Source organism: Cellulosimicrobium sp. NPDC030954 (assembly GCF_055571305.1).
Genome location: NZ_JBVIFN010000008.1, coordinates 81,266 through 103,601, shown reverse-complemented (window position 1 = coordinate 103,601; position 22,336 = coordinate 81,266). Strand labels below are relative to the sequence as shown.

At 74.1% G+C, this 22,336-nt stretch carries 22 protein-coding genes and 1 tRNA gene; 20 read left to right on the top strand and 3 right to left on the bottom strand.

The window, feature by feature from the left end:
* Positions 1 to 22 precede the first annotated feature (22 nt).
* The 3 genes from ACZ402_RS15750 to ACZ402_RS15740 all read left to right on the top strand — a co-directional run bounded on the left by ACZ402_RS15750 (position 23) and on the right by ACZ402_RS15740 (position 1,722).
* A complete protein-coding gene (locus ACZ402_RS15750) occupies positions 23 to 598 on the top strand; it encodes a hypothetical protein (RefSeq protein ID WP_375825196.1) in 576 nt (191 codons plus the stop codon).
* A gap of 102 nt (positions 599 to 700) precedes the next feature.
* Positions 701 to 1,555, top strand: a complete 855-nt coding sequence (locus tag ACZ402_RS15745) for a DsbA family protein (protein WP_375825197.1) — start codon at positions 701 to 703, stop codon at positions 1,553 to 1,555.
* A 91-nt stretch (positions 1,556 to 1,646) separates the two neighbouring features.
* A tRNA-Thr gene (locus tag ACZ402_RS15740) sits at positions 1,647 to 1,722 on the top strand.
* Positions 1,723 to 1,883: 161 nt separating this feature from the next.
* On the opposite strand, the gene ACZ402_RS15735 is transcribed toward ACZ402_RS15740, so the two are convergent.
* Together ACZ402_RS15735 and ACZ402_RS15730 are read right to left on the bottom strand one after the other, a co-directional pair.
* Positions 1,884 to 2,723 carry an SGNH/GDSL hydrolase family protein gene (locus ACZ402_RS15735; protein WP_375825282.1) on the bottom strand — a complete coding sequence of 280 codons (840 nt, stop codon included), beginning with the start codon at positions 2,721 to 2,723 and terminating at the stop codon, positions 1,884 to 1,886.
* A 176-nt stretch (positions 2,724 to 2,899) separates the two neighbouring features.
* Positions 2,900 to 3,559 carry a uracil-DNA glycosylase gene (locus ACZ402_RS15730; protein WP_375825283.1) on the bottom strand — a complete coding sequence of 220 codons (660 nt, stop codon included), beginning with the start codon at positions 3,557 to 3,559 and terminating at the stop codon, positions 2,900 to 2,902.
* Positions 3,560 to 3,800: 241 nt separating this feature from the next.
* On the opposite strand from ACZ402_RS15730, the gene ACZ402_RS15725 reads away from it, so the two are divergent.
* The 4 genes from ACZ402_RS15725 to ACZ402_RS15710 all read left to right on the top strand — a co-directional run bounded on the left by ACZ402_RS15725 (position 3,801) and on the right by ACZ402_RS15710 (position 6,755).
* Positions 3,801 to 4,121 (top strand): DUF3263 domain-containing protein, encoded by a 321-nt coding sequence (locus ACZ402_RS15725; protein WP_253052634.1) that lies wholly within the window; start codon positions 3,801 to 3,803, stop codon positions 4,119 to 4,121.
* A 79-nt stretch (positions 4,122 to 4,200) separates the two neighbouring features.
* Positions 4,201 to 4,851, top strand: coding sequence for a LytR C-terminal domain-containing protein (locus ACZ402_RS15720; RefSeq protein ID WP_375825198.1), 651 nt, complete (start codon positions 4,201 to 4,203; stop codon positions 4,849 to 4,851).
* A gap of 181 nt (positions 4,852 to 5,032) precedes the next feature.
* Positions 5,033 to 5,236, top strand: a complete 204-nt coding sequence (locus ACZ402_RS15715; RefSeq protein WP_047232397.1) for a cold-shock protein — start codon at positions 5,033 to 5,035, stop codon at positions 5,234 to 5,236.
* A 19-nt stretch (positions 5,237 to 5,255) separates the two neighbouring features.
* Entirely contained in the window at positions 5,256 to 6,755 is a 1,500-nt protein-coding gene (locus tag ACZ402_RS15710) for a phytoene desaturase family protein (protein WP_375825200.1), read from the top strand.
* Between the two features lie 66 nt (positions 6,756 to 6,821).
* On the opposite strand, the gene ACZ402_RS15705 is transcribed toward ACZ402_RS15710, so the two are convergent.
* Positions 6,822 to 8,288, bottom strand: a complete 1,467-nt coding sequence (locus tag ACZ402_RS15705; protein WP_375825202.1) for a glycoside hydrolase family 15 protein — start codon at positions 8,286 to 8,288, stop codon at positions 6,822 to 6,824.
* Positions 8,289 to 8,580: 292 nt separating this feature from the next.
* Here ACZ402_RS15705 and groL point away from each other — a divergent pair, with 292 nt between their 5' ends.
* From groL to urtE, 13 genes are all read left to right on the top strand, one after another.
* Positions 8,581 to 10,206 carry a chaperonin GroEL gene (groL, locus tag ACZ402_RS15700; RefSeq protein ID WP_375825203.1) on the top strand — a complete coding sequence of 542 codons (1,626 nt, stop codon included), beginning with the start codon at positions 8,581 to 8,583 and terminating at the stop codon, positions 10,204 to 10,206.
* 169 nt (positions 10,207 to 10,375) lie between these two features.
* A complete protein-coding gene (locus tag ACZ402_RS15695) occupies positions 10,376 to 10,678 on the top strand; it encodes an urease subunit gamma (protein WP_375825205.1) in 303 nt (100 codons plus the stop codon).
* A 50-nt stretch (positions 10,679 to 10,728) separates the two neighbouring features.
* Positions 10,729 to 11,187 (top strand): urease subunit beta, encoded by a 459-nt coding sequence (gene ureB / locus ACZ402_RS15690; protein WP_375825206.1) that lies wholly within the window; start codon positions 10,729 to 10,731, stop codon positions 11,185 to 11,187.
* Positions 11,188 to 11,190: 3 nt separating this feature from the next.
* Positions 11,191 to 12,909, top strand: a complete 1,719-nt coding sequence (locus tag ACZ402_RS15685; RefSeq protein WP_375825207.1) for an urease subunit alpha — start codon at positions 11,191 to 11,193, stop codon at positions 12,907 to 12,909.
* A gap of 3 nt (positions 12,910 to 12,912) precedes the next feature.
* Positions 12,913 to 13,821 carry an urease accessory UreF family protein gene (locus tag ACZ402_RS15680; RefSeq protein ID WP_375825208.1) on the top strand — a complete coding sequence of 303 codons (909 nt, stop codon included), beginning with the start codon at positions 12,913 to 12,915 and terminating at the stop codon, positions 13,819 to 13,821.
* Positions 13,814 to 14,647, top strand: a complete 834-nt coding sequence (gene ureG / locus ACZ402_RS15675) for an urease accessory protein UreG (RefSeq protein WP_375825209.1) — start codon at positions 13,814 to 13,816, stop codon at positions 14,645 to 14,647. Before ACZ402_RS15680 ends, ureG begins: the two co-directional genes overlap by 8 nt.
* A gap of 21 nt (positions 14,648 to 14,668) precedes the next feature.
* Positions 14,669 to 15,646, top strand: a complete 978-nt coding sequence (locus ACZ402_RS15670) for an urease accessory protein UreD (RefSeq protein WP_375825210.1) — start codon at positions 14,669 to 14,671, stop codon at positions 15,644 to 15,646.
* Position 15,647: 1 nt separating this feature from the next.
* The gene (locus ACZ402_RS15665; RefSeq protein WP_375825211.1) at positions 15,648 to 16,694 is read left to right on the top strand and encodes an energy-coupling factor ABC transporter permease; all 1,047 of its coding nucleotides are present in this window, start codon (positions 15,648 to 15,650) and stop codon (positions 16,692 to 16,694) included.
* 432 nt (positions 16,695 to 17,126) lie between these two features.
* A complete protein-coding gene (urtA, locus tag ACZ402_RS15660) occupies positions 17,127 to 18,392 on the top strand; it encodes an urea ABC transporter substrate-binding protein (RefSeq protein ID WP_375825212.1) in 1,266 nt (421 codons plus the stop codon).
* Positions 18,393 to 18,486: 94 nt separating this feature from the next.
* The gene (urtB, locus tag ACZ402_RS15655; protein ID WP_375825213.1) at positions 18,487 to 19,371 is read left to right on the top strand and encodes an urea ABC transporter permease subunit UrtB; all 885 of its coding nucleotides are present in this window, start codon (positions 18,487 to 18,489) and stop codon (positions 19,369 to 19,371) included.
* Positions 19,368 to 20,576, top strand: a complete 1,209-nt coding sequence (urtC, locus tag ACZ402_RS15650; RefSeq protein ID WP_375825215.1) for an urea ABC transporter permease subunit UrtC — start codon at positions 19,368 to 19,370, stop codon at positions 20,574 to 20,576. The genes urtB and urtC overlap by 4 nt, the downstream gene beginning before the upstream one ends.
* A complete protein-coding gene (gene urtD / locus ACZ402_RS15645) occupies positions 20,573 to 21,571 on the top strand; it encodes an urea ABC transporter ATP-binding protein UrtD (protein WP_375825216.1) in 999 nt (332 codons plus the stop codon). Before urtC ends, urtD begins: the two co-directional genes overlap by 4 nt.
* Positions 21,571 to 22,263, top strand: coding sequence for an urea ABC transporter ATP-binding subunit UrtE (gene urtE, locus ACZ402_RS15640; RefSeq protein WP_375825217.1), 693 nt, complete (start codon positions 21,571 to 21,573; stop codon positions 22,261 to 22,263). Before urtD ends, urtE begins: the two co-directional genes overlap by 1 nt.
* Positions 22,264 to 22,336: the final 73 nt, after the last annotated feature.

The window sequence follows — 22,336 nt, the reverse complement described above, 5'->3', positions numbered from 1 at the left end:
CCGCATGCGTAGGATGGGCGCCGTGCTCCGGACGACGGTGCCGCGCGCGTGGTCGCGCGGCGTGACGCGCACGTCCGTCGTGCCCGTGACCGGTCGCCTCGTCGGCCCCGCCCTCCTGCTCCTCACGCTCCTCGCAGCCCTGGTGACACAGCTCGCCGACCGCGGGTACGCCGTCGTGCACCAGTGCGTCACGGTGCCGGGTGCGTGGGGCGTCGCCGGGATGCACCTGGCGCTCGTCCACGAGACCCCCGACTGCCCGTCCGGCACCGCCCTCGGCGGCGACCCCGCCGCCATGGTCACCGTTGTGGGCGTCCTCGCGCTCCCCGTGGTGGTCGGGCACGCCGTGGCCGCGGCCGTCGCGTGGGGCGTCTCGGCGTGGGCGCGGCGCGCCCACGAGCGCTCGCGGGCCGTCGTGACCGGCGCGGCGCGCGTGCTGCGCACGGTCCTGCGGGGCGCCGCGCGCCCGGTGCGCGCGCTCGTGGCGGGTGCCCGGCGGGTCGTCCGCCCGGTGCCCGACGCCGTCCCCGCCGCGCTGCACCACCTCGCGGACGCGGTGGTGCGCACGCGGCGCGGGCCGCCGCGGCTCGCCCTGGTCTGACGCCGACGTCTGACGACGCCGTCGGACGCACGGCCCAGCGCGCCCCCGTCGGCGCGCACCTCGACACATCCCCAGCTCTCGGAACTCCCTCGGAGGACGACCATGCCCAGCAACGAAGCCCAGACCAAGGCCCAGCGCCGCGAGGCCGCGCGCGCGGAGGCCCTCGCGCTGCGCGAGGCGCAGGCCAAGCGCGACAAGCGGAACCGCCTCATCACGATCGGAGCGCTCGTCGCGGGCGTCCTCGTCCTCGTCGGTGTGTTCCTCGCCGTCTGGATCCCGGCCATGAAGGACCAGAACAAGACGATCGACGCCGTCGCGGCCGGCAACCTCGCCGACGTGACCAGCCCGACCACCGCGCGCGACGACGGCGGCATCCCCCTGGGCGTCGACGGCGCCGCCGGGACGGAGAACGACGGCGCGGTCGAGGTCGGCGTGTACCTCGACTACATGTGCCCCATCTGCGGCCAGTTCGAGCAGACGAACGGCCCGACGCTCGACCAGCTCCGCGAGTCGGGCGACGTGACCGTCGTGCTGCACCCCGTCGCGATCCTCGACCGGATGGCGAACGCGCAGCAGTTCTCGACCCGCTCCGCCGCCGCGGCGGCGTGGGTCGCCGACCGCGCGCCGGAGCAGATGAACGCGTTCAACGCGATCATGTTCCAGAACCAGCCCGAGGAGAACGTCTCGACCCTCACCGACGAGCAGATCGCGGACCTGGCCGAGCAGGCCGGCGTCCCGGCCGACGTCGCCGCGGGGATCGCGGACGGGACCGCCGTCGAGACGTTCGGCGACTGGGCCGCCACCGCGACGAGCCTCGTCACCCAGGACGAGGCGCTGGCGAACCCGCAGTCGGGCGGCTTCGGCACGCCGACGATCACCATCGACGGCGAGCGCTGGGACGGCAACTGGAGCGACCCGAACGCCCTCTCCGCCGCCGTCACGGCCGCGCAGGGCTGACCGCGGCACCGCGCCCTCGTCGGCGCGGTGAGCGGTCCCGGGCCGGCCGGGCGAGCGGGTAGTCTGTTCGCTCGCCCGGCGGCCCGGGCACGCCGCCTTAGCTCAGCTGGTAGAGCACTCGCCTTGTAAGCGAAAGGTCGTCGGTTCGAACCCGACAGGCGGCTCCACCACGACGCCCCCGGCTCCTCGGAGCCGGGGGCGTCGTCGTGTCGGCACGCATCGTGAGATCGGCAGCTTCTGCCGGGATCGGCAGTCGCGACCGCCGATCTCCGCAGACACCGCCGATCTCGTGCGCTCGGCGGTCGGCGACGTCAGCGGTCGGCGACGCTCAGCGGTCGGCGAGCGGGACCGGGAGGAGCTCGGGCGCCTTGGGGAGCCGGCCGTCGCCCGACGACGTCCCGCGGAGGCGGCGCTGGGCCCACGGCACGACGTGGGTGCGCACCCACTGCGCGTTCTGCCGGGCCCGGTCCAGCGCCGGGACCGGCGGCAGGGGTGCGAGCGGGTCGTCCCACACCGCGTCGTCGGGCGCCTGGCCCAGCCCGACGAGCGCGGCCTGCGCGACCCGCCGGTGCCCCTCGGGCGTGAGGTGGATGCGGTCCTCCGACCACACGCGCCAGTCCTGGAGCGCGCGCATGCCCCACAGGTCGAGCACGTACGCGCCCTGCCGGCGCGCGATCGACCACACGTGTGCGTTGTACACCCCGACGCGCGACCGCGTGAGGCTCACGAGCGGCGACTGCGACGCGTCGAAGCCCGTCGCCATGAGGACGTCGATCCCCGCGTCGCGCAGCCGGGCGACGGCGTGCTCGAGGTTGCGTGCGAGGCGGTCCACGTCCGCGTTCGGCCGCAGGATGTCGTTGCCGCCGCCGATGACGCTCACGAGGTCCGGCTTCAGCTCCAGCGCCGCCGGGACCTGCTCGGTGAGGATCGAGCGCAGCTTGCGCCCGCGGATCGCGAGGTTCGCGTAGCGCAGCGGCTCCTCGCCCGCCGCGACGCGGCGGGCGGCGAGGTGCTGCGCGAGGAGGTCGGCCCAGCCGCGCTGGTGGTCGTCCTCGCCGGGGTACGGGTCCCACAGCCCCTCGGTGAACGAGTCGCCGATCGCGAGGTAGCTCGTCCAGCGGGGTGGGGTGTCCTCGGGTCGGCGTGCGTCGGAGGTGTCACCGGCCAGGGGAGTGGTCGTCGGGTTCTGCGTCGTCACCCGCCCATTCTGCTCCCGCCGTGGCCCTGCACCACCGAGCCCCGTCCGTGGTGTGCCGAGGTAGAGCGGTGGTCGCCTGAGGTAGCGCCGTGCACCGTGACCACGCCTCTACCTCGGGCGACCGGGGCTCTACCTCGACGGTGAGGTCACGGGGTGGGGAGGGTCCAGTCGACGGGGGTGGCGCCCTGGGCGACGAGGAGCTCGTTGACGCGGGAGAACGGGCGCGAGCCGAAGAAGCCCCGGCGGGCCGAGAGCGGGCTGGGGTGGGCGCTCGCGACGACGGGGGTGTCGCCGAGCATCGGGCGCAGCGTCGCGGCGTCGCGGCCCCACAGGATCGCGACGAGCGGGGCGTCGCGGTCGACGAGCGCGCGGATGGCGGCCTCCGTCACGGCCTCCCAGCCCTGGCCGCGGTGCGAGCCGGGCTCGCCCGGGCGGACGGTGAGCACCCTGTTGAGGAGCATGACGCCCTGGTCGCTCCACGCGGTGAGGTCGCCGTTCGCGGGCGTGGGGGCGCCGACGTCGTCGGCCAGTTCGGCGAAGATGTTCTGGAGCGAGCGCGGCACGGGGCGCACGTGCGGCTGCACGGAGAACGACAGCCCCATCGGGTGCCCCGGCGTGGGGTAAGGGTCCTGCCCGACGACGAGGACGCGCACGTCCGCGAGGGGCCGCGAGAACGCGTTGAGGATCGCCGACGGCGCGGGCAGGTACTCGCGCCCGGCCGCGACCTCCGCGCGCAGGAAGTCCCCGGTCGCGTGGAGCTGCGGCTCGACGGGCGCGAGGGCCTCGGCCCAGTCGGGCGCCATGATGCTCGCGAGCGGGGGGCGGGGGCTCGGCGTCGGACCGGTGGCGGCCGGGGTGCTGCCCGGGGCGACGTCGACGGGCTGGGCGGGTGCGCTCTCCACGGCACCGAGCCTAACGGCCGCACGGAGCGGCCTCTCACGACTCCGGCGAGGACGAATGACACGCGTGTGGTTCGTGCGTACGCTGAGAGGCGGCCGGGCGCCGGAGTGCGCAGGTGTGGTGACGAGAGAGTGCAGGGAGGGAACGATGAGCGAGGCGGCGTACGTGCTCGACGGACCCGACGCGGTCGGCGACCCGACCGTGCAGGAGGCCCCGTCGTCGGGCCTGAGCGAGCGGGACCAGGAGATCCTGGCGTTCGAGCGGCAGTGGTGGAAGTACTCGGGCGCCAAGGAGCAGGCGGTGCGCGAGCTGTTCGACATGACCGCGACGCGCTACTACCAGGTGCTCAACGCGCTCATCGACTCCCCGGCGGCGCTCGCGCACGACCCCATGCTCGTCAAGCGGCTGCGCCGGATGCGTTCCACCAGGCAGCGGGCCCGTACCGCCCGTCGGCTCGAAGGCCTCTGACGTGCGGACCGCCGCCGCCCGTGAAGTCCGGGCGAACCAGGCGTTTAGCCAACCGGCCTGACCGGGCTACCCTGTCGCCGTGACGAAGAGCCGCTACCCCTACGCGCCCGACGAGTTCGACGCGCCCGCGCAGCAGGGCTCCCCGGTGGGGGTGCACCGCACGCCGCGCAGCGGGTGGAGCAAGACGTGGCCGTTCCTGCTGGTCGCCGTCGTCTTCGCCGGCCTCGCGTACGGGGGCGTCGCGCTGCTGTCGGACAACGGCGCGACCGAGAACCCGCCGCAGGCGCAGTCGACCGACCCCGCCGCGGAAGAGACCGAGGCGCCGCCGGCCGACGAGACCGAGGAGGCTCCGGCGACCGAGGAGCCCCCGGCCGCGGAGGATCCGGCCGTCGAGGAGCCGCCCGCGGCGCCCGACCTCGCCACGCTCATGGCCGCGGCCGACCCGTCGGCCAGCGTCCGCGTCCTCAACGCCAGCGGCATCGGCGGTGAGGCAGGGAAGGGCCGCGACGCGCTCACGAGCCAGGGGTTCACGAACGTCGAGGCTGCGGACTACGAGGGCGACCCGGACGAGATCGCAGCAACCACGGTCTGGTACGGCGAGGACCGCAGCGACAGCGCCGCCGCCGTGGCGGCGATCCTCGGGATCCCGGCCGAGCAGGTGAGTCAGCAGACTCTCCGTGCCGGTGACGTGGTGGTCATCGTCAAGTCGGAGCTCACGCCTGTCGGCTGACGACGGCGCGGTCGGTTCTCCCTGCGATCGTGGTGGCACCGGTGTGACCTGCTCGTTCGCCTCGCCGTCTGCCTGTCGCGGCCACGCGTTCGACCTACCGCGCACGCCACGGTCGGGCTAGGCTCGGGCTACCACGGGGCGGGGGTCGCCTCGCGGGCGACGATGCACGAGGAGAACGTCAATGGCTCAGGGCACCGTGAAGTGGTTCAACTCCGAGAAGGGCTACGGGTTCATCACGCCCGCGGCCGGCGGACAGGACCTCTTCGTGCACTTCAGCGCGATCCAGACCGACGGCTACCGCACGCTCGACGAGGGCCAGGAGGTCGAGTTCGAGCTCGGCCAGGGCACCAAGGGCCCGCAGGCCGAGCAGGTGCGGCCGCTCTGACGCCGCTCGCGAGGGTCGCGTGACGGAGAACCTCGACGCCGTCGTCGTCGGTTCGGGCCCCAACGGGCTGGCCGCCGCCGTGACCCTCGCGCGTGCCGGGCTCGCCGTGCGCGTGCTCGAGGCACAGCCGACGACCGGCGGCGGCGCGCGCACGCTCGACCTCGGTCTGGCGGACGGGGTCGTGCACGACGTGTGCTCGGCCGTGCACCCGATGGCGTGGGCGTCGCCGTTCTTCGAGGCGTTCGACCTGGGCGCGCGCGGCGTGGAGCTGCTCGCGCCGGAGGTGTCGTACGCGCAGCCCCTCGACGGCGGTCGCGCGGGCGTCGCGTACCACGACCTCGACCGCACGGTGGAGCGTCTCGGCGTCGACGGCGCCGCCTGGCGTGCGCTGCTCGGCCCGCTGGCGGAGGGCTGGCGCGACGTGGTCGCGCTCGCCCTCGGGGACAAGCGCTCGGTCCCCGGGCGCGCGCTGACGCCCGGCGGGGCCGCGGTCGCCGCGCGGTTCGGCGCCGCCGTCCTCGAGCAGGGGAGCGCTGCCTGGGGCCGACGCTTCCGCACCGAGGAGGCGGGGGCGCTGCTCACGGGCGTCGCGGCGCACGCGATCTCCCGCCTGCCGTCGTTGGCCGCCGCCGGGACCGCGCTCCTGCTCGCCTCGCTCGGCCACGCGCCGGGCGGCTGGCCCCTGCCGCGGGGCGGGTCGGGCGCGATCGTCGCGGCACTCCTGGACGACCTGCGCGCGCACGGTAGCGAGGTCGTGACCGGCCACCGCGTCGGTGCGCTCGAGGACCTGCCGCGGGCCCGGGCGTACGTGTTCGACACCGCGCCCGGCGTCGTCGCGGACGTGTTCGGCGACCGCCTGTCGCCCCGGGCCGAGTGGGCCCTGCGGCGGTTCCGGCACGGCGACGCCGCCGCGAAGGTCGACCTCGTGCTCTCCGGGCCGGTCCCGTGGACCGATCCCGAGGTGGGACGTGCCGGGACCGTGCACGTCGGCGGGACGCGTGCCGAGATGGCGCGTGCCGAGGCGGACGTCGCGGCCGGTCGGCACGCGGCGCGCCCGGTCGTGCTGGTGAGCGACCCGACCGTCGTCGACCCCGCGCGCGAGGTCGACGGGGCGCGGCCGTTGTGGACGTACGCGCACGTGCCCGCCGGTTCGACGCGCGACGTGACGGAGGACGTCCTCGGCCAGCTCGAACGGTTCGCCCCGGGGGTCCGGGACCTCGTCGTCGCGTCGCGGTGCGTGCCCGCCGCGGAGATGGCCACGCACGACGAGAGCTACGTGGGCGGCGACATCGCGGGCGGTGCCGTGAGCATGTGGCAGATGGTCGCGCGCCCCACCCCCCGGCTCGACCCCTACGCGGTCGGGCTGGAGGGCGTCTACCTGTGCTCGGCGTCCACGCCGCCCGGACCGGGCGTGCACGGGCTCGGCGGCTGGAACGCCGCGCGGCGCGTGCTGCGCCGGGAGTTCGACGTCCGCGCGGAGCCCGATCTGGCGCCGACGTCGGAGGTGGGCGCCAGGTAGCGGTCGCGGTCCGCGACCACGCCTCTACCTCGTCTGACCACGCCTCTACCTCAGGTGACCGCGCCTCTACCTCGCCGGGTCGGCGGTGGTCGTGTCGAGCTCCACGAGCGCGAGCACGACGAGCGCGGAGCTCCAGGAGAGCGGCGCGACGGCGGCCGGGGAGCCGTCCGCGAGGACCTTCTCCGGGATCGCCCCGGACGCCGTGCGGTGGTCGCCGACCCAGCGGAGCCACTCCCGGGCGTCGGCCTGGTCCTCCGGGTCCGACGACGACGCGGCGGCGAGCGCGTAGAGCGTCGTCTGGGGCGTCCAGGAGATGCCGTCCTCGCGCCAGCCCGCGCCGGGCGCGAGACCGCCCGCGGGCCGCAGCATCTCGGTGACCGACGCGCGCCACGCGACGTCGGCGCCCGCGAGCGGCTCGGGCTGGAACGGCGGCAGCACGAACGCGGTCGACGCGTCGCGCGCGCCGCCGGTCACGTGGCGCGGGTAGCCCTGGGACCCGAACGACCGCTCGACGGCCATGCGCAGCCGCGCCGCGGCCAACGTCGCGTCGGTCGCGCGCCCGGTCTCGCCCGCCGCGGCGTAGACGTCGGCCGCGGCCTCGAGCCCGGCGAGCAGGGGGCCGGCGGTGCCGAGGGTGAGCGCCGTCGGCTCGACCTCCCAGTAGTCGCTGGAGGGCGGGGGCAGCGGGTCCTCGCCGTCCACGAGCGAGAGCGCGTGGTCGGTCGCGGCGTCGACGAGGGGCCGCAGCTCCGCGGCGACCTCGCGCCGCTCGGCGGCGGGCGTCTCCTCCAGCACGACGTCGGCCGCCCACAGCACCCAGCCGACGCCGTCGGACTGGAGGCCGCGGTCGTCGGGCACGCCGGAGCCGTCGGGCAGGTAGCGCGCGTGGAACGACCCGTCGTCCTCCTGGACACGGGCGAGGAAGCCGAGGACGTCCCGCGCGTCGTCGACGTGCCCGGTGCGCGCGAACGCCGCCGCCGTGAACGACGCGTCGCGCGGCCACACGTAGCGCCACTTGGGCGAGGCGGCGGCGAGCGCGGCGCCGTCGTCGAGGGTGAGGGCGCGCAGGTCGAGGAGCGCGGCCTCGCCGAGCGCGGCGAACGGCCCGTCCGCGCCGGGGACGACGCCGGACACGAGCCAGGCGCGCGACGCGGCGGCGGCGTCCTGCGCCAGGCCGGGGTCGAGGAGCGCCGACGCGTCGAGCCGCGCCCCGGCGACCTGCGCGAGGCGGTCCGCCTCGCCGTCCGCGGGGTCGACGCCGTCGGCGAGCGCGACCGGGTCGAGCGACATGGGGTCGAGCACGCGGCTGCCGGGGAGGTACGTCACGGCGGCCCCGGGGGCGAGGCGCAGGAGCGCGGTGCCGCCGTCGGGGGCGGTCGCGACGGCGACGCCGTCCTGGTACAGGTCGATGTGCTCGCCCGTGGGAGCGGCGACGGCGGTCGCGGCGGTGAGACCGAGGGCGGGGACCAGCACGAAGCCGGCCAGGGCTGCTGCGAGGCGCCACGACGGTGTTGCGCGGATCACACCGCGCATCTTAGGCGGAGTGCGCGGTGCCGCGGGTTTCGCCCGTCGCGATACGGGGACCGGCCCTGGCGGGCTGTCTTGCACTCGCACCCTGCGAGTGCCAATAATGGCGTTAGCACTCTCGTCATGAGAGTGACAGAAGTGAACAGCGCAGGCAGCCGCTCACCGCGGGTGCGGCGCAACCCACCAGGTCGACAGGTGAGGCCCGCCCCGGCGGCGTGACAGGAACGCCGCCCGTCGCGGGTCGTCCGTCGCGGGCGCCGGCCGACCGCCATACGCCACCAGCGGAGGATCATTCCCCATGGCCAAGATCATCGCCTTCGACGAGGAGGCTCGTCGGAGCATGGAGCGCGGGCTCAACGCCCTCGCCGACACCGTCAAGGTCACCCTCGGCCCCAAGGGCCGCAACGTCGTGCTCGACAAGAAGTGGGGCGCGCCGACCATCACGAACGACGGCGTCTCCATCGCCAAGGAGATCGAGCTCGAGGACCCGTACGAGAAGATCGGTGCGGAGCTCGTCAAGGAGGTCGCCAAGAAGACCGACGACGTCGCGGGTGACGGCACCACCACCGCGACCGTGCTCGCCCAGGCGCTCGTGCGCGAGGGCCTGCGCGTCGTCGCGGCCGGCGCCAACCCGATCGCCGTCAAGCGCGGCATCGAGAAGGCCGTCGACGCGGTGACCGAGCAGCTGCTCAACGCCGCCAAGGACATCGAGACCAAGGAGGAGATCGCCGCCACGGCCGCCATCTCCGCCGGCGACCCCGCGATCGGCGAGCTCATCGCCGAGGCCCTCGACAAGGTGGGCAAGGAGGGCGTCATCACGGTCGAGGAGTCGAACACGTTCGGCCTCGAGCTCGAGCTCACCGAGGGCATGCGCTTCGACAAGGGCTTCCTCGCGCGCTACTTCGAGACGGACCCCGAGCGCCAGGAGGCCGTGCTCGAGGACCCGTACGTCCTCATCGTCGAGTCCAAGATCTCGAACGTGAAGGACCTGCTCCCGGTCCTCGACCAGGTCATGAAGGCCGGCCGCTCGCTCCTCATCATCGCCGAGGACGTCGAGGGCGAGGCTCTCGCGACCCTGGTGCTCAACAAGATCCGTGGCACGTTCAAGTCCGTCGCCGTCAAGGCCCCGGGCTTCGGCGACCGCCGCAAGGCCATGCTCCAGGACATCGCGATCCTCACCGGCGGCCAGGTCATCACCGAGACGGTGGGCCTCAAGCTCGAGAACGCGACGCTGGACCTGCTCGGCCAGGCGCGCAAGGTCGTCGTCACCAAGGACGAGACCACGATCGTCGAGGGCGCGGGCGACGCCGACCTGATCCAGGGTCGCGTCAACCAGATCCGTGGCGAGATCGAGAAGTCGGACTCCGACTACGACCGCGAGAAGCTCCAGGAGCGCCTCGCGAAGCTCGCCGGCGGCGTGGCCGTCATCAAGGCGGGTGCCGCCACGGAGGTCGAGCTCAAGGAGCGCAAGCACCGCATCGAGGACGCCGTGCGCAACGCGAAGGCGGCCGTCGAGGAGGGCATCGTCGCCGGTGGTGGCGTCGCGCTCATCCAGGCCGGTGCCGTGGCGTTCGAGAAGCTCGAGCTCGAGGGCGACGAGGCGACCGGTGCGCAGATCGTGCGCGCCGCGATCGACGCCCCGCTCAAGCAGATCGCCGTCAACGCGGGCCTCGAGGGTGGCGTCGTCGCGGAGAAGGTGCGCAACCTCCCCGCTGGCCAGGGCCTCAACGCCGCGACCGGTGAGTACGAGGACCTCCTCGCCGCCGGCGTGAACGACCCGGTCAAGGTCACGCGCTCCGCGCTGCAGAACGCCGCCTCCATCGCGGCGCTCTTCCTCACGACCGAGGCCGTCGTCGCCGACAAGCCGGAGAAGGCTCCGGCCGTCCCCGGTGGCGACGGTGGCATGGGCGGCATGGACTTCTGATCCACGCCTGACCCCTTCCCGGCCCTGCCGGGAGACCGCAGGACATCGAAGGCCGCCGGCCGGGTTCGCCCGGTCGGCGGCCTTCGTCGTGCCCGGGAACGGACGCGGTACACGGACGTATAACGCGGTGTATACACGCCGGAAACGAACGCGCGGCAGGATCGCGGTCATGCACCTGACCCCCGCGGACACCGAGAAGCTGCTGCTCGCCGTCGCGGGCATGGTCGCGCGCGACCGGCGCGAGCGTGGCGTGCTGCTCAACTACCCCGAGACCGTCGCCCTGCTCACCACGTGGGTGATCGAGCGCGCCCGCGAGGGGGCGGGCGTCGAGGAGCTCATGGTCTCCGGCCGCGCGGTGCTCGGCCGCGACGAGGTCATGGACGGCGTCGCGGAGATGCTGCCCGACGTCCAGGTCGAGGCGACCTTCCCCGACGGGCGCAAGCTCGTCACCATCCACCAGCCGATCGCCTGAGCCGTCCCGGTCCGGCGCACGCACCAGACGCAGCGAGAGCGAGGCGACCCATGGCAGGCATCAGCACGAGCGGACCCGGAGCGATCCGGCTCAAGCGCGGCACCGAGGACGTCCCCGTCGTCCTCAACGCCGACCGCACCGACGACGAGCGCGTCACGCTGGTCGTGACGAACACCGGAGACCGCCCGGTCCAGATCGGCTCCCACCTGCACCTCCCCGACGCCAACGCCGCGCTCTCGTTCGACCGGGACGCCGCGCACGGCTTCCGGCTCGACGTCCCGTCCGGCACGTCGCGTCGCTTCGAGCCCGGTGCGTCGGCGGAGGTCGAGGCCGTCGCCCTGCGGGGCCGACGCCGCGTCCCCGGGCTCCAGCGCGGCAAGCCCGACGGCGGCGCGCTGGACCGCGCGACCGAGCCTGCCGAACCCGGGGTCGCTCCCCAGGATCCGGCGGACGTGGGGAGAGACCCCGGGTTCGGCACACGGAGCACGACCACCCCTGAGGAGGACTGACGCATGGTCGCGATCTCGCGCGAGCGCTACGCCGCGCTGTACGGCCCGACGACGGGCGACCAGGTGCGCCTCGGCGACACCGACCTGTGGATCGAGGTCGAGGAGGACCGCACGTTCGGGGGCGAGGAGGTCGTCTTCGGCGGCGGCAAGTCGATCCGCGAGTCCATGGCGCAGGGGTCGACGACCCGCGCCGAGGGCGCGCTCGACACGGTGATCACGAACGCCGTCGTCCTGGACTGGTGGGGGATCGTCAAGGCGGACGTCGGGATCCGGGACGGGCGGATCGTCGCGCTCGGACGCGCGGGCAACCCCGACGTCGCGGACGGCGTGCATCCCGACCTGCACATCGGCCCCTCGACCGACGTCGTGAGCGGCGAAGGCAAGATCCTCACCGCGGGCGGCATCGACTCGCACGTGCACCTCATCTCGCCGTCCCAGGTGGTCGAGGCGCTCGCCACCGGCATCACGACCGTCGCGGGCGGCGGCACCGGGCCGAGCGAGGGCACCAAGGCCACGACCGTCACGCCCGGGGCGTGGCACCTCGAGGCGATCCACCGCGCGCTCGACCGGCTCCCCGTGAACGTCCTGCTGCTCGGCAAGGGCAACACCGTGAGCGCCGAAGGGCTGCGCGAGCAGGCCATGGCCGGCGCGGGCGGCTACAAGGTCCACGAGGACTGGGGGTCGACGCCGGCCGCGATCGACGCCGCGCTGCGCGCCGCCGACGACTGGGGGCTGCAGGTCGCGCTGCACTCGGACTCGCTCAACGAGGCCGGGTTCGTGGAGTCGACGCTGCGCGCGATCGGCGGCCGCTCGATCCACGCCTTCCACGCCGAGGGCGCGGGCGGCGGGCACGCACCCGACATCCTCACCGTCGCGAGCCACCCGAACGTCATCCCCGGCTCGACCAACCCGACCCTCCCGCACACGGTGAACACCGTCGCGGAGCACCTCGACATGCTCATGGTGTGTCACCACCTCAACCCGCAGGTCGCGGAGGACCTGGCGTTCGCCGAGTCGCGCATCCGCGGCACGACGATCGCCGCGGAGGACGTGCTCCACGACCTCGGCGCCATGTCCATCACGTCGTCCGACGCGCAGGCGATGGGCCGCATCGGCGAGGTCGTCACGCGCACGTGGCAGGTCGCGCACGTCATGAAGGCGCGGCGTGGCGCGCACCCGGGTGGGGCGCGCGGACCGGAGCTGCCGGCGGACAACCTGCGCGCTCGCCGGTACGTCGCCAAGTACACGATCAACCCGGCCGTCGCGCACGGGATCGACGCGTACGTGGGGTCGGTCGAGCCGGGCAAGGTCGCGGACCTCGTGCTGTGGGAGCCCAAGCTGTTCGGCGTGCGGCCGAGCGTCGTCATGAAGGGTGGCGCGCTCGTCTGGGGTGCGCTGGGCGACCCCAACGCGTCGATCCCGTCGCCGCAGCCCGTGCTCATGCGTCCGGCGCTCGCCGACGCGATCGGGGCCGACGTCTCGATGTCGTTCGTCTCGCCCGCCGCGCTCGACGACGGCCTCGAGGAGCGGCTCGGGCTCGCCCGACAGCTCCTCCCGGTCGCGGACACGCGCGGCGTCGGCAAGGCGCAGATGAAGAACAACGACTACCTGCCGCAGATCGTGATCGACCCGGAGTCCTTCGCGATCGAGGTCGACGGCGAGCTCGTCGTCCCCGCGCCCGCCGACCGGCTGCCGCTCGCGCAGCTCTACTCGCTGTTCTGAGCCGTGAGCGAGACACCCGAGGTCGACGTGGCGGGACGCGCGGAGCTCATGCTCGCGCTGCTCGCCGACGCGCGCCTGCCCACCGGCGGGCACACGCAGTCCGCGGGCCTCGAGCCCGCGCTGCGGGCGGGCATGCCCGCTCCGCGCGTGCCCGACTACGTGCGCGCGCGTCTCGCGACGGTCACGCGCGTCGAGGCAGCCACGGCGGTCGTCGCACGGCACGTGGCGCTCGCGGCCGGTCCCGGGCCCGACGGCGCCGGATCCGCCCCCGCGGATCGCGCACCGTCCGCCAGGGTGCCCGACGGCGTGGCGTCCGCGGCGCTCGACCTCGCCGACACCTGGCTCGCCTGGGCGGCGCGGACGCCGTCGCCCGCGCTCCGCGAGACGTCGCAGCGGCTCGGCCGCGGCTATCTGCGGCTCCTGCGCCGGCTGTGGGCCGAGCGTCCCGCGGTCGCTGCGCTGGACGAGGCCGCGGTGCTCGTCGCCGACGCGCGCCGCGCCGACGGGATGTCCGACCCGCACGAGGGCGCCACGTCGGCCGCGCCGGCTCCGTCGGGCGCGGGACACGGCGCGGGGGGTCGGGGTGCGGCGGGCCGCAGGGCGCCGCAGCCCCCGCGACCGGTGGTGCTCGGCGTGACCGCCGCGTGCGCGGGGCTGTCCGCGCTGCAGGTCGCGCGCCTCGTCGGGTACGAGGACGTGCAGACCGTCGCCGCGGCGACGCTCAAGCTCGAGCCCGTTGATCCCGTCGTCGCGACGGGCTGGGTCGTCGCGGCCCAGCCCGCGATCGACGCGCTCGCTCACGACGTCGCCCACGTGACCGACCCCCGCGCGATCCCCGCGCACGGCGCACCGCTCGTCGAGCAGTGGGCCGAGATCCACGCCCGCACCACCGAGAGGCTGTTCAGTGCCTGACAACCTGCCTGAGAACACTCCCGACAACCGCTCCACCCGCTCCCTGCGACTCGGCGTCGCCGGCCCCGTCGGCACGGGCAAGAGCTCGCTCATCGCGCTCCTGTGCCGCGAGCTGTCCGGCGTGCTCCAGCTCGGCGTCATCACCAACGACATCTACACCGACGAGGACGCGCGCTTCCTGCGCTCCGCGGGCGTGCTCGACCCCGAACGCATCCGCGCGGTCGAGACCGGCGCGTGCCCGCACACCGCGATCCGCGACGACGTGACCGCGAACCTCCTCGCGGTCGAGGACCTCGAGGAGGACTTCGCGCCGCTCGACGTCGTCCTCGTGGAGTCGGGCGGCGACAACCTCACCGCCACGTTCTCGCCCGCGCTCGTCGACGCGCAGATCTTCGTGCTCGACGTCGCGGGCGGCGGCGACGTCGCGCGCAAGGGCGGGCCGGGGATCGCCCGGGCCGACCTGCTCGTCGTCAACAAGACGGACCTCGCGCCCTACGTGGGCGTCGACGTGCCGCGGATGGTCCTCGACGCGACGGCCGCGCGCGACGGCGCCCCGGTGCTCGCCCTCTCGCGCCTCGACCGCGAGTCGATCGACGCGCTCACCACGTGGGTGCAGACGTTGCTCGCGGCGCACCGCGCGGGCGCGCACGTGCCGCAGGACCCGGGTCCGATGGCGCCGCACTTCCACGCGGACGAGGAGGGCAACGGGTTCCTCCACACGCACGAGGAGGGCGACGCGGCGCACGCCCACGGCCACGGCCACCCTCACGCCCACGAGCACGGCGACGCGGCCGCGGAGCCGGTGGCCGCCGTCGGGCGCGACTGAGACCCGGGCGACGAGACGCTCGTGGACGAGGTGACGCGGGTCGGGGCGTACCGGGACGCGGGCCGGGTGCGCTGCGACCTGCGCCCCGGCGCGCTCAGCCCGCGCGTCCTGTCCACCGGGCCGGGCGTGGTCCGGGTCGCGCTCGTCGCGACGCGCGCGCTGCTCCTCGGCGGTGACCGCGTGCGGATCGAGGTGCACGTGGGGGAGGGCGTCGAGCTCGAGCTCGTCGAGGTGTCGGGCACCGTCGCGTACGCCGGGCGCGGGCGGTCGGCCTCGTGGGACGTGGCCGTGCAGGTCGACGCCGGTGGGCTCCTCGTGTGGGACGCGCTGCCGTTCGTCGTCGCCGACGGGGCCGACGTCGAGCGCTCCACGCGCGTGGCGCTCGCCCGCGGCGGAACCCGGGGTGCAGGTGGCGTCGCGCTCCTGCGCGAGACGCTCGTCCTGGGCCGCTCGGGAGAGGTCGGCGGCCGGCTGCGGTCGCGCACGCGCGTCGCCCTGTCGGCACCTGGTGCCGCCCCGACGTCCCGCGGTGTCGGCGGGACCGGTGAGTCCGCGACGCCAGCAGGGTCGGGACCTCCATGGCGGAGCGACCCGGCACGACCGGGGCACGTGCGCGAGCTCTTCGTCGAGGACCTCGACCTCGACGACGACCGCACCCTGCCCGGGATCCTCGGCGACGCGCGCGTCGTCGACTCGGTGCTGTGCCTCGGGACGCGCCCGCCGGTCGCGCTCGGCGCCCTCGCGGCAGACCGGCCCGCGAGCACGACACCCGCACCGCTGCGGCTCGACCTCGACGGCCCCGGCGCGATCGGCCGCCACCTCGGCCCGAGCACCCACGACGCCGGGATCGACGCCGTCGTGGCGGCCTGGACGACGGCGGTGCGCGCCGCCCGTGGCATCGCTGGCGACCTGCCCGACGACCCGCAGCCCGCTCGCGCGGCGCCGTCGGACACCGACCTTCCCGAACCCCGCACGACACTGCTGACGACAGGAGCCTGACATGCACGTCCCCGACCACTTCCTGAACGACCCCACGTCGGCGACGACCGCCGTCGTGTCCCTCGCCGCCGTCGGCTACGCGGCGTACCGGGCGCGCGAGGACCTCACCCCGCGTCGCGTCGCGCTGACGGCTGCGACGACCGGGTTCGTCTTCGCCGTCCAGATGCTCAACTACCCGGTCGCCGCCGGGACGAGCGGCCACCTCATGGGAGGGGCGCTCGCGGCCGCGCTCGTCGGGCCGTGGCTCGGCGTGCTGTCCGTGACGCTCGTGCTGCTGGTGCAGGCGCTCGTCTTCGCGGACGGCGGGATCACCGCGCTGGGCACGAACGTGCTGCTCATGGCGGTGGTCGGGACGCTCGTCGGCTGGGCGGCGACGCGTGGCGTCCTGCGCCTGACGCGCGGACGCGGTGCAGCCGGCGCCGCGGGGGTGGGAGCGCTCGTGAGCGTGCCCGCCTCGGCCGCGGTGTTCGCCTCGCTCTTCGCCGTCGGCGGGACGGTACCGGTCCCGGTGGGCGAGCTCGTCGGTCAGATGCTCTCCGTGCACGCGGTCATCGGGCTCGGCGAGGCGCTCATCACGGCCGGGGTCGTCGGGCTCGTGCTCGCGGTCGCTCCGGGCGTCGCAGCCATCGAGGGCGTGGCACGACCTGCGCCGAGCCGTGCCGTCGGGCCCGACGCCGTGGCCTCGCCGGGAACGGCTGTCTCGCCTGGTTCCACGGCGCTCGCGGCGGCCCCGGCCGGCGCGGTGCGGCGTGCCGTGCTCGCGCTCGGGTCGGGCGCGCTGCTCGCCGCGGTCGTCGTGTCGTCGTTCGCGGCGGCCACGCCGGACGGCCTCGAGGCGACGGCCGAGTCGGTCGGCTTCGCCGACGCGGCGCGCGACCACGCGTTCGCGGGGATGCCGCTCGCCGACTACGGCGAGGCCGGCGGGATCTTCGTCGGCGTCGCCGGCCTCGTGGGCGTCGCCCTCGTCGTCGCGCTCACGGCCGGGCTCCTCACCGCCGTCCTGAGCGCGACCACCCGCCGCCGCACGGCGACCGCCCCGGCCGCCTGACGGCCCTCCCCGGCGAGGGAGAACCCCGGTTGCCCGAGGTAGAACCGTGGTCGTGCGAGGTAGAACTCTGGTGGGTCGAGGGGCACCCGAGCCTCGAGAACGCTTCACCACCAGGGTTCTACGTCGGCGGACCTGGGGTTGACCTCTGCGACCAGCGTTCTATCTCGCGCTACCAGGGTTCTCTCTCGGCAGTGTTCCCGGGCGCGTGACCGGATCGTGACCGTGTGACACGTGCCGTTAACAGGACGGGCAGATCGGCCGAAACACGGCGTCACTAGCGTCGACATCAGTGGGCACCACCCCGGGCACAGGCTCGTATACACGCCTGTACCCGGTGCTCGCGGCGCGCGACCGCCTCCCCGGCGGCCGCCGGCCTCCTGCTGAGAAACCTGCGGAGAACTCCGCTGTGCGAACCTCGCTGAAAGGACTCTCGTGACACCTTCACGCGCCACGACCCGTCTCGCCCCGGCCGCCGCTCTCGTCGTCCTCGCGCTCACGCTCACCGCGTGCGGCGCGAAGACGGAGACCGGCGACGGAGCGGGCGCCGCGACCAGCGCTGCCGAGAGCTGCGTCGACACCTCCGGCGACACCGTCAAGATCGGCTTCCTCAACTCGCTCTCCGGCACCATGGCGATCTCCGAGCAGACCGTCGCCGACTCCCTGGCCCTCGCGGCGGAGGAGATCAACGCCGACGGCGGCGTGCTCGGCAAGCAGCTCGAGATCGTCCAGGAGGACGGCCAGTCCGAGCCCACGGTCTTCGCCGAGAAGGCGGAGAAGCTCATCACGAGCGACTGCGTCGCCGCCGTGTTCGGCGGCTGGACGTCCGCGTCGCGCAAGGCGATGCTGCCCGTCTTCGAGGCGCAGGACTCGCTGCTCTTCTACCCGGTCCAGTACGAGGGCCTCGAGTCGTCGCCGAACATCTTCTACACCGGCGCCACGACCAACCAGCAGATCGTCCCCGCACTCGACTACCTCAAGGAGCAGGGGGTCACGTCGATCTTCCTCGTCGGTTCCGACTACGTCTTCCCGCGCACGGCGAACAAGATCATCAACGCGTACGCGGAGGCGAACGGCATCGAGGTCCTCGGTGAGGAGTACGCGCCGCTGGGCCACACCGACTTCTCCACGATCGTCAACAAGGTGAAGTCCGCCGGGGCGGACGCCGTGTTCAACACGCTCAACGGCGACTCCAACGTCGCGTTCTTCAAGGAGTACAAGAACGCGGGCCTCGGGCCGGACACGATGCCCGTCGTGTCGGTGTCGATCGCCGAGGAGGAGGTGGGCGGCGTCGGCGTCGAGAACGTCGAGGGCCAGCTCACGGCCTGGAACTACTACCAGACCATCGACAGCCCGGAGAACACCACGTTCGTCGAGGCGTTCCAGGCCAAGTACGGCGCCGACCGCGTGACGTCCGACCCGATGGAGGCGGCGTACACCTCGCTCTACCTGTGGAAGGGCATGGTCGAGAAGGCCGAGTCGTTCGACGTCGCCGACGTCCAGGAGGCCGCCGACGGCGTGACCTTCGACGCCCCCGAGGGCTCCGTCACCGTGAACGGCGACAACCACCACATCGCCAAGACCGCCCTCATCGGCAAGATCGGCCCCGACGGCCTCATCTACACCGAGTGGAGCTCGGGCGAGCCGATCGAGCCCGACCCGTACCTCGAGGGCTACGACTGGGCCGAGGGCCTCTCCTGACCCCGTGAGCGCCGGGCATCCGCCGCCCCACGCGGCGGCGGGTGCCCGGCGCTCCGTGAGTCCTCGTCCGCACTCACCGGAAGGCACGACGCCCATGGATGTGCTGTTCTCGCAGCTCTTCGCGGGACTGAGCCTCGGCTCCGTCCTGCTCCTCGCCGCCCTCGGGCTGGCGCTCACGTTCGGCCAGATGGGCGTCATCAACATGGCGCACGGCGAGTTCATGATGGCGGGCGCCTACACGGCGTTCGTCGTGCAAGGGGTCGTCGGCAACGCCGGCGTCTCGCTGCTCGTCTCGTTGCCGCTCGGGTTCCTCGTCGGTGGCCTGCTCGGGCTGCTGCTCGAGGCGACGCTCATCCACCGCATGTACAAGCGGCCGCTCGACACCCTGCTCGTGACGTGGGGCGTCGCACTCGTGCTCCAGCAGGTCGCGCGCGACGTGTTCGGGGCCCCCAACGTCGACGTGCGCGCCCCCGCCTGGCTGAGCGGCGCCGTCGACCTGTTCGGCCTCGCCGTGCCCAAGACGCGCGTGTTCATCCTCGCGCTGGCGGTCGTCGCGGTCGTCGCGCTGCCCGTCGTGCTCAAGGTGACGCCGCTCGGGCGGCGGATCCGCGCCGTCGTGCAGAACCGCGACCTCGCCGAGGCGAGCGGCGTCTCCACGCGGACGACGGACCGCCTGACGTTCTTCATCGGGTCCGGTCTCGCCGGGATCGCGGGCGTCGCGCTCACGCTCCTCGGGTCGATCGGCCCCACGCTCGGGACGAGCTACATCGTCGACGCGTTCCTCGTCGTCGTCGCGGGCGGCATCGGGCAGATCAAGGGCACGGTCATCGCGGCGTTCGCGCTCGGGCTGCTCCAAGCGACCTTCGAGTACTCCACGACGGCGAGCATCGCGAAGGTGCTCGTGTTCGTCGTCATCGTCGTCTTCCTCCAGGTGCGACCCCAGGGCCTCGTGTCGGTCCGGACGAGGAGCCTCGCATGAGCGCCGTCACGACCGGGGGCACGTCCCGGCTCACCACCCTGTACCGCTCCTCGCGCGCCCGCGTGATCGTCGGGTTCGCCGTCGCGGCGGTCCTGCTGTTCGCCGTCGCGCCCGCGACGCTCTCCACGTTCCGCCTCGGCCTGCTCGGCAAGTTCCTGTGCCTCGCGATGGTCGCCGTCGGCATCGGCCTCGCGTGGGGCCGCGGCGGGATGCTCACGCTCGGGCAGGGCGTGTTCTTCGGCCTCGGTGCCTACATCATGGCGATGCACCTCAAGCTTGCGGACGCCGGGCCGGGCGGGGTGCCGGACTTCATGATGCTCTACGGCTCGGGCGAGGTGCCGGGCTGGTGGGAGCCGTTCCGGTCGCCGGTCGTGACCATCCTCGCCATCGCCGTCATACCTGCCGGTCTCGCCGCGCTGCTCGGGTTCGCCGTCTTCACGCGGCGCGTGCGGGGCGCCTACTTCGCGATCCTCTCGCAGGCGCTCGCGGCGGCCTTCGCGATCCTGCTCATCGGTCAGCAGGCGACGACGGGCGGCACCAACGGCCTCAACGGTTTCCGGTCGTTCTTCGGGTACGACCTCGCCGACCCGGTCAACAAGCGCATGCTCTTCTTCATCGCCGCCGGCGCCCTGCTCGTCATGGTCGCGATCGCGCGCCAGCTCATGGTGTCGCGGTTCGGCGAGCTGCTGGTCGCCGTGCGCGACCAGGAGAACCGCGTCCGGTTCCTCGGCTACGACCCGGCCAAGGTCAAGGTCGTCGCGTACGCCGTCGCGGCGTTCATGGCGGCCGTGGGCGGCGCGCTGTTCGTGCCGATCGTCGGGATCATCTCGCCCGCCGACGTAGGCGTCGTGCCGTCGATCGGGTTCCTCATCGGCGTCGCCATCGGCGGCCGGGCGACGCTCCTCGGCCCGGTGCTCGGGTCGATCGCCGTGAGCTGGGCGCAGACGAGCCTGTCCGAGGCGTTCCCGTCCGGCTGGATCTACGCCCAGGGTGCGCTGTTCATCCTCGTCGTCGCATTCCTGCCCGGCGGGCTCGCCGAGCTGTTCACGCGGTGGCGCCGCGCGCGCCGCGGCGCCGTGCCCGACGGCGGTGTGCCCGCCCCGGCGGACGGCGGCACCGCGGACGAGCCGGGCACCGGCGACCCGGCGACCGAGCGACCGACCGCCGTCGACCACGACCCCGCCACCTCCGGGAGGACCGCATGACCACGCAACCCACGGGACCGGCGTCGGGCACGGTGCCGGTGCCCGAGGCGGCGGGCGCCGCTGTCCTCGAGACCGGCGTCGCGGGCGACGGGCTCGACCTCGAGGCCGCGCAGTCCGTCCTCGGCGTCGACGACTCGCGGTTCCGGCACGACTACCTCGAGGTGCGCGGGCTGCGCGTCGAGTTCGACGGGTTCGTCGCCGTCCAGGGCGTCGACCTCACCGTCACCGCGGGCGACCTCCGGTTCCTCATCGGGCCCAACGGCGCGGGCAAGACGACGATCGTGGACGCCATCACCGGCCTCGCCAAGGCGTCGGGATCGGTGCAGTTCGGCGGGGTCGACCTGCTCGGCAAGAAGACGCACCGCATCGCGCGGGCCGGCGTCGGGCGCACGTTCCAGACGGCGAGCGTGTTCGAGGAGCTCAGCGTGCTCCAGAACCTCGACATCGCTGCGGGTGCCGGACGCGGCCCGCTCACGCTCCTGCGGCGTCGCACCTCGACGCCCGAGACCGTCGAGCAGGCGCTCGAGACCGTCGGGCTCGCGCACCTGCGCGACGTCCAGGCCGGGATCCTCGCGCACGGGCAGAAGCAGTGGCTCGAGATCGGGATGCTGCTCGTCCAGGACGCCCGGCTGCTGCTGCTCGACGAGCCCGTCGCGGGCATGAGCCAGTCCGAGCGCGAGCAGACCGGCGAGCTGCTCCAGCGCATCGGCGCCCAGCGGACGGTCGTCGTCGTCGAGCACGACATGGAGTTCCTCCGGGCCTTCGCGAGCTCGGTCACGGTGCTGCACCTGGGCCAGGTGCTCGCCGAGGGCACGTACGCCGAGGTCCAGGCCGACCCGCGCGTGCAGGAGGTCTACCTCGGCAGCGCGGGCGCGACCCGCGGCGCTCGCCGCCGCCCTCCGGGACGTGATGCGGGGAGCGAGCCCGCGGCGTCCGGCACGGAGGAGCGCGCGACGAGCCCGGCGACCACCACGAACGACGACGAGGAGGCGTGATGCTCGAGCTCACGGGCCTGCACGGGGGCTACGGCCGGACCATGGTGCTCCACGGCGTCGACCTCACGGTGCCGGCGGGCGGCGTCGCCGCCGTGCTGGGGCACAACGGCGCCGGCAAGACGACGCTCCTGCGGACCGCGCTCGGGCTGCTCAAGGCCCGGTCGGGGAGCGTCGTGCTCGACGGCGAGGACGTCACCCGGCTGCCGACGCACCAGCGCGTGCGGCGAGGTCTCGCGTACGTCCCGCAGGGGCAGCAGTCGTTCGGCGACCTCACGGCGCGCGAGAACCTCCAGCTCGTCGCCGACACGTCGCGCGAGGGGCCGCGACGCCTCGACGAGGCGCTCGACCTGTTCCCGGCGCTGCGCGGGCTCCTCGGCCGACGGGCCGGGCTCCTGTCCGGCGGGCAGCGGCAGCAGCTCGCCATCGCGCGCGCCCTCATCACCGGCCCGCGCGTGCTCGTGCTCGACGAGCCGACCGAGGGCATCCAGCCGTCCGTCGTCACCGAGATCGAGGACGCGATCCTCACCCTCACCGACGCGGGCGGCCTGTCGGTCCTGCTGGTCGAGCAGCACGTCGGGTTCGCGCTCGGCGCGGCGCGCGACTACGTCGTCCTCCAGTCCGGGCGCGTGACGAGCCGCGGGTCGGGCGGCGAGGCCGCCGAGGAGAGCGTCCGTGCGGCGATGGCCGTGTAGCCGACGCGGCGTCGACCCGCACGGCGTACCCGGCGGCACCGCCGCCGGGTCGCCGTGCGGGATGATGGCAGGG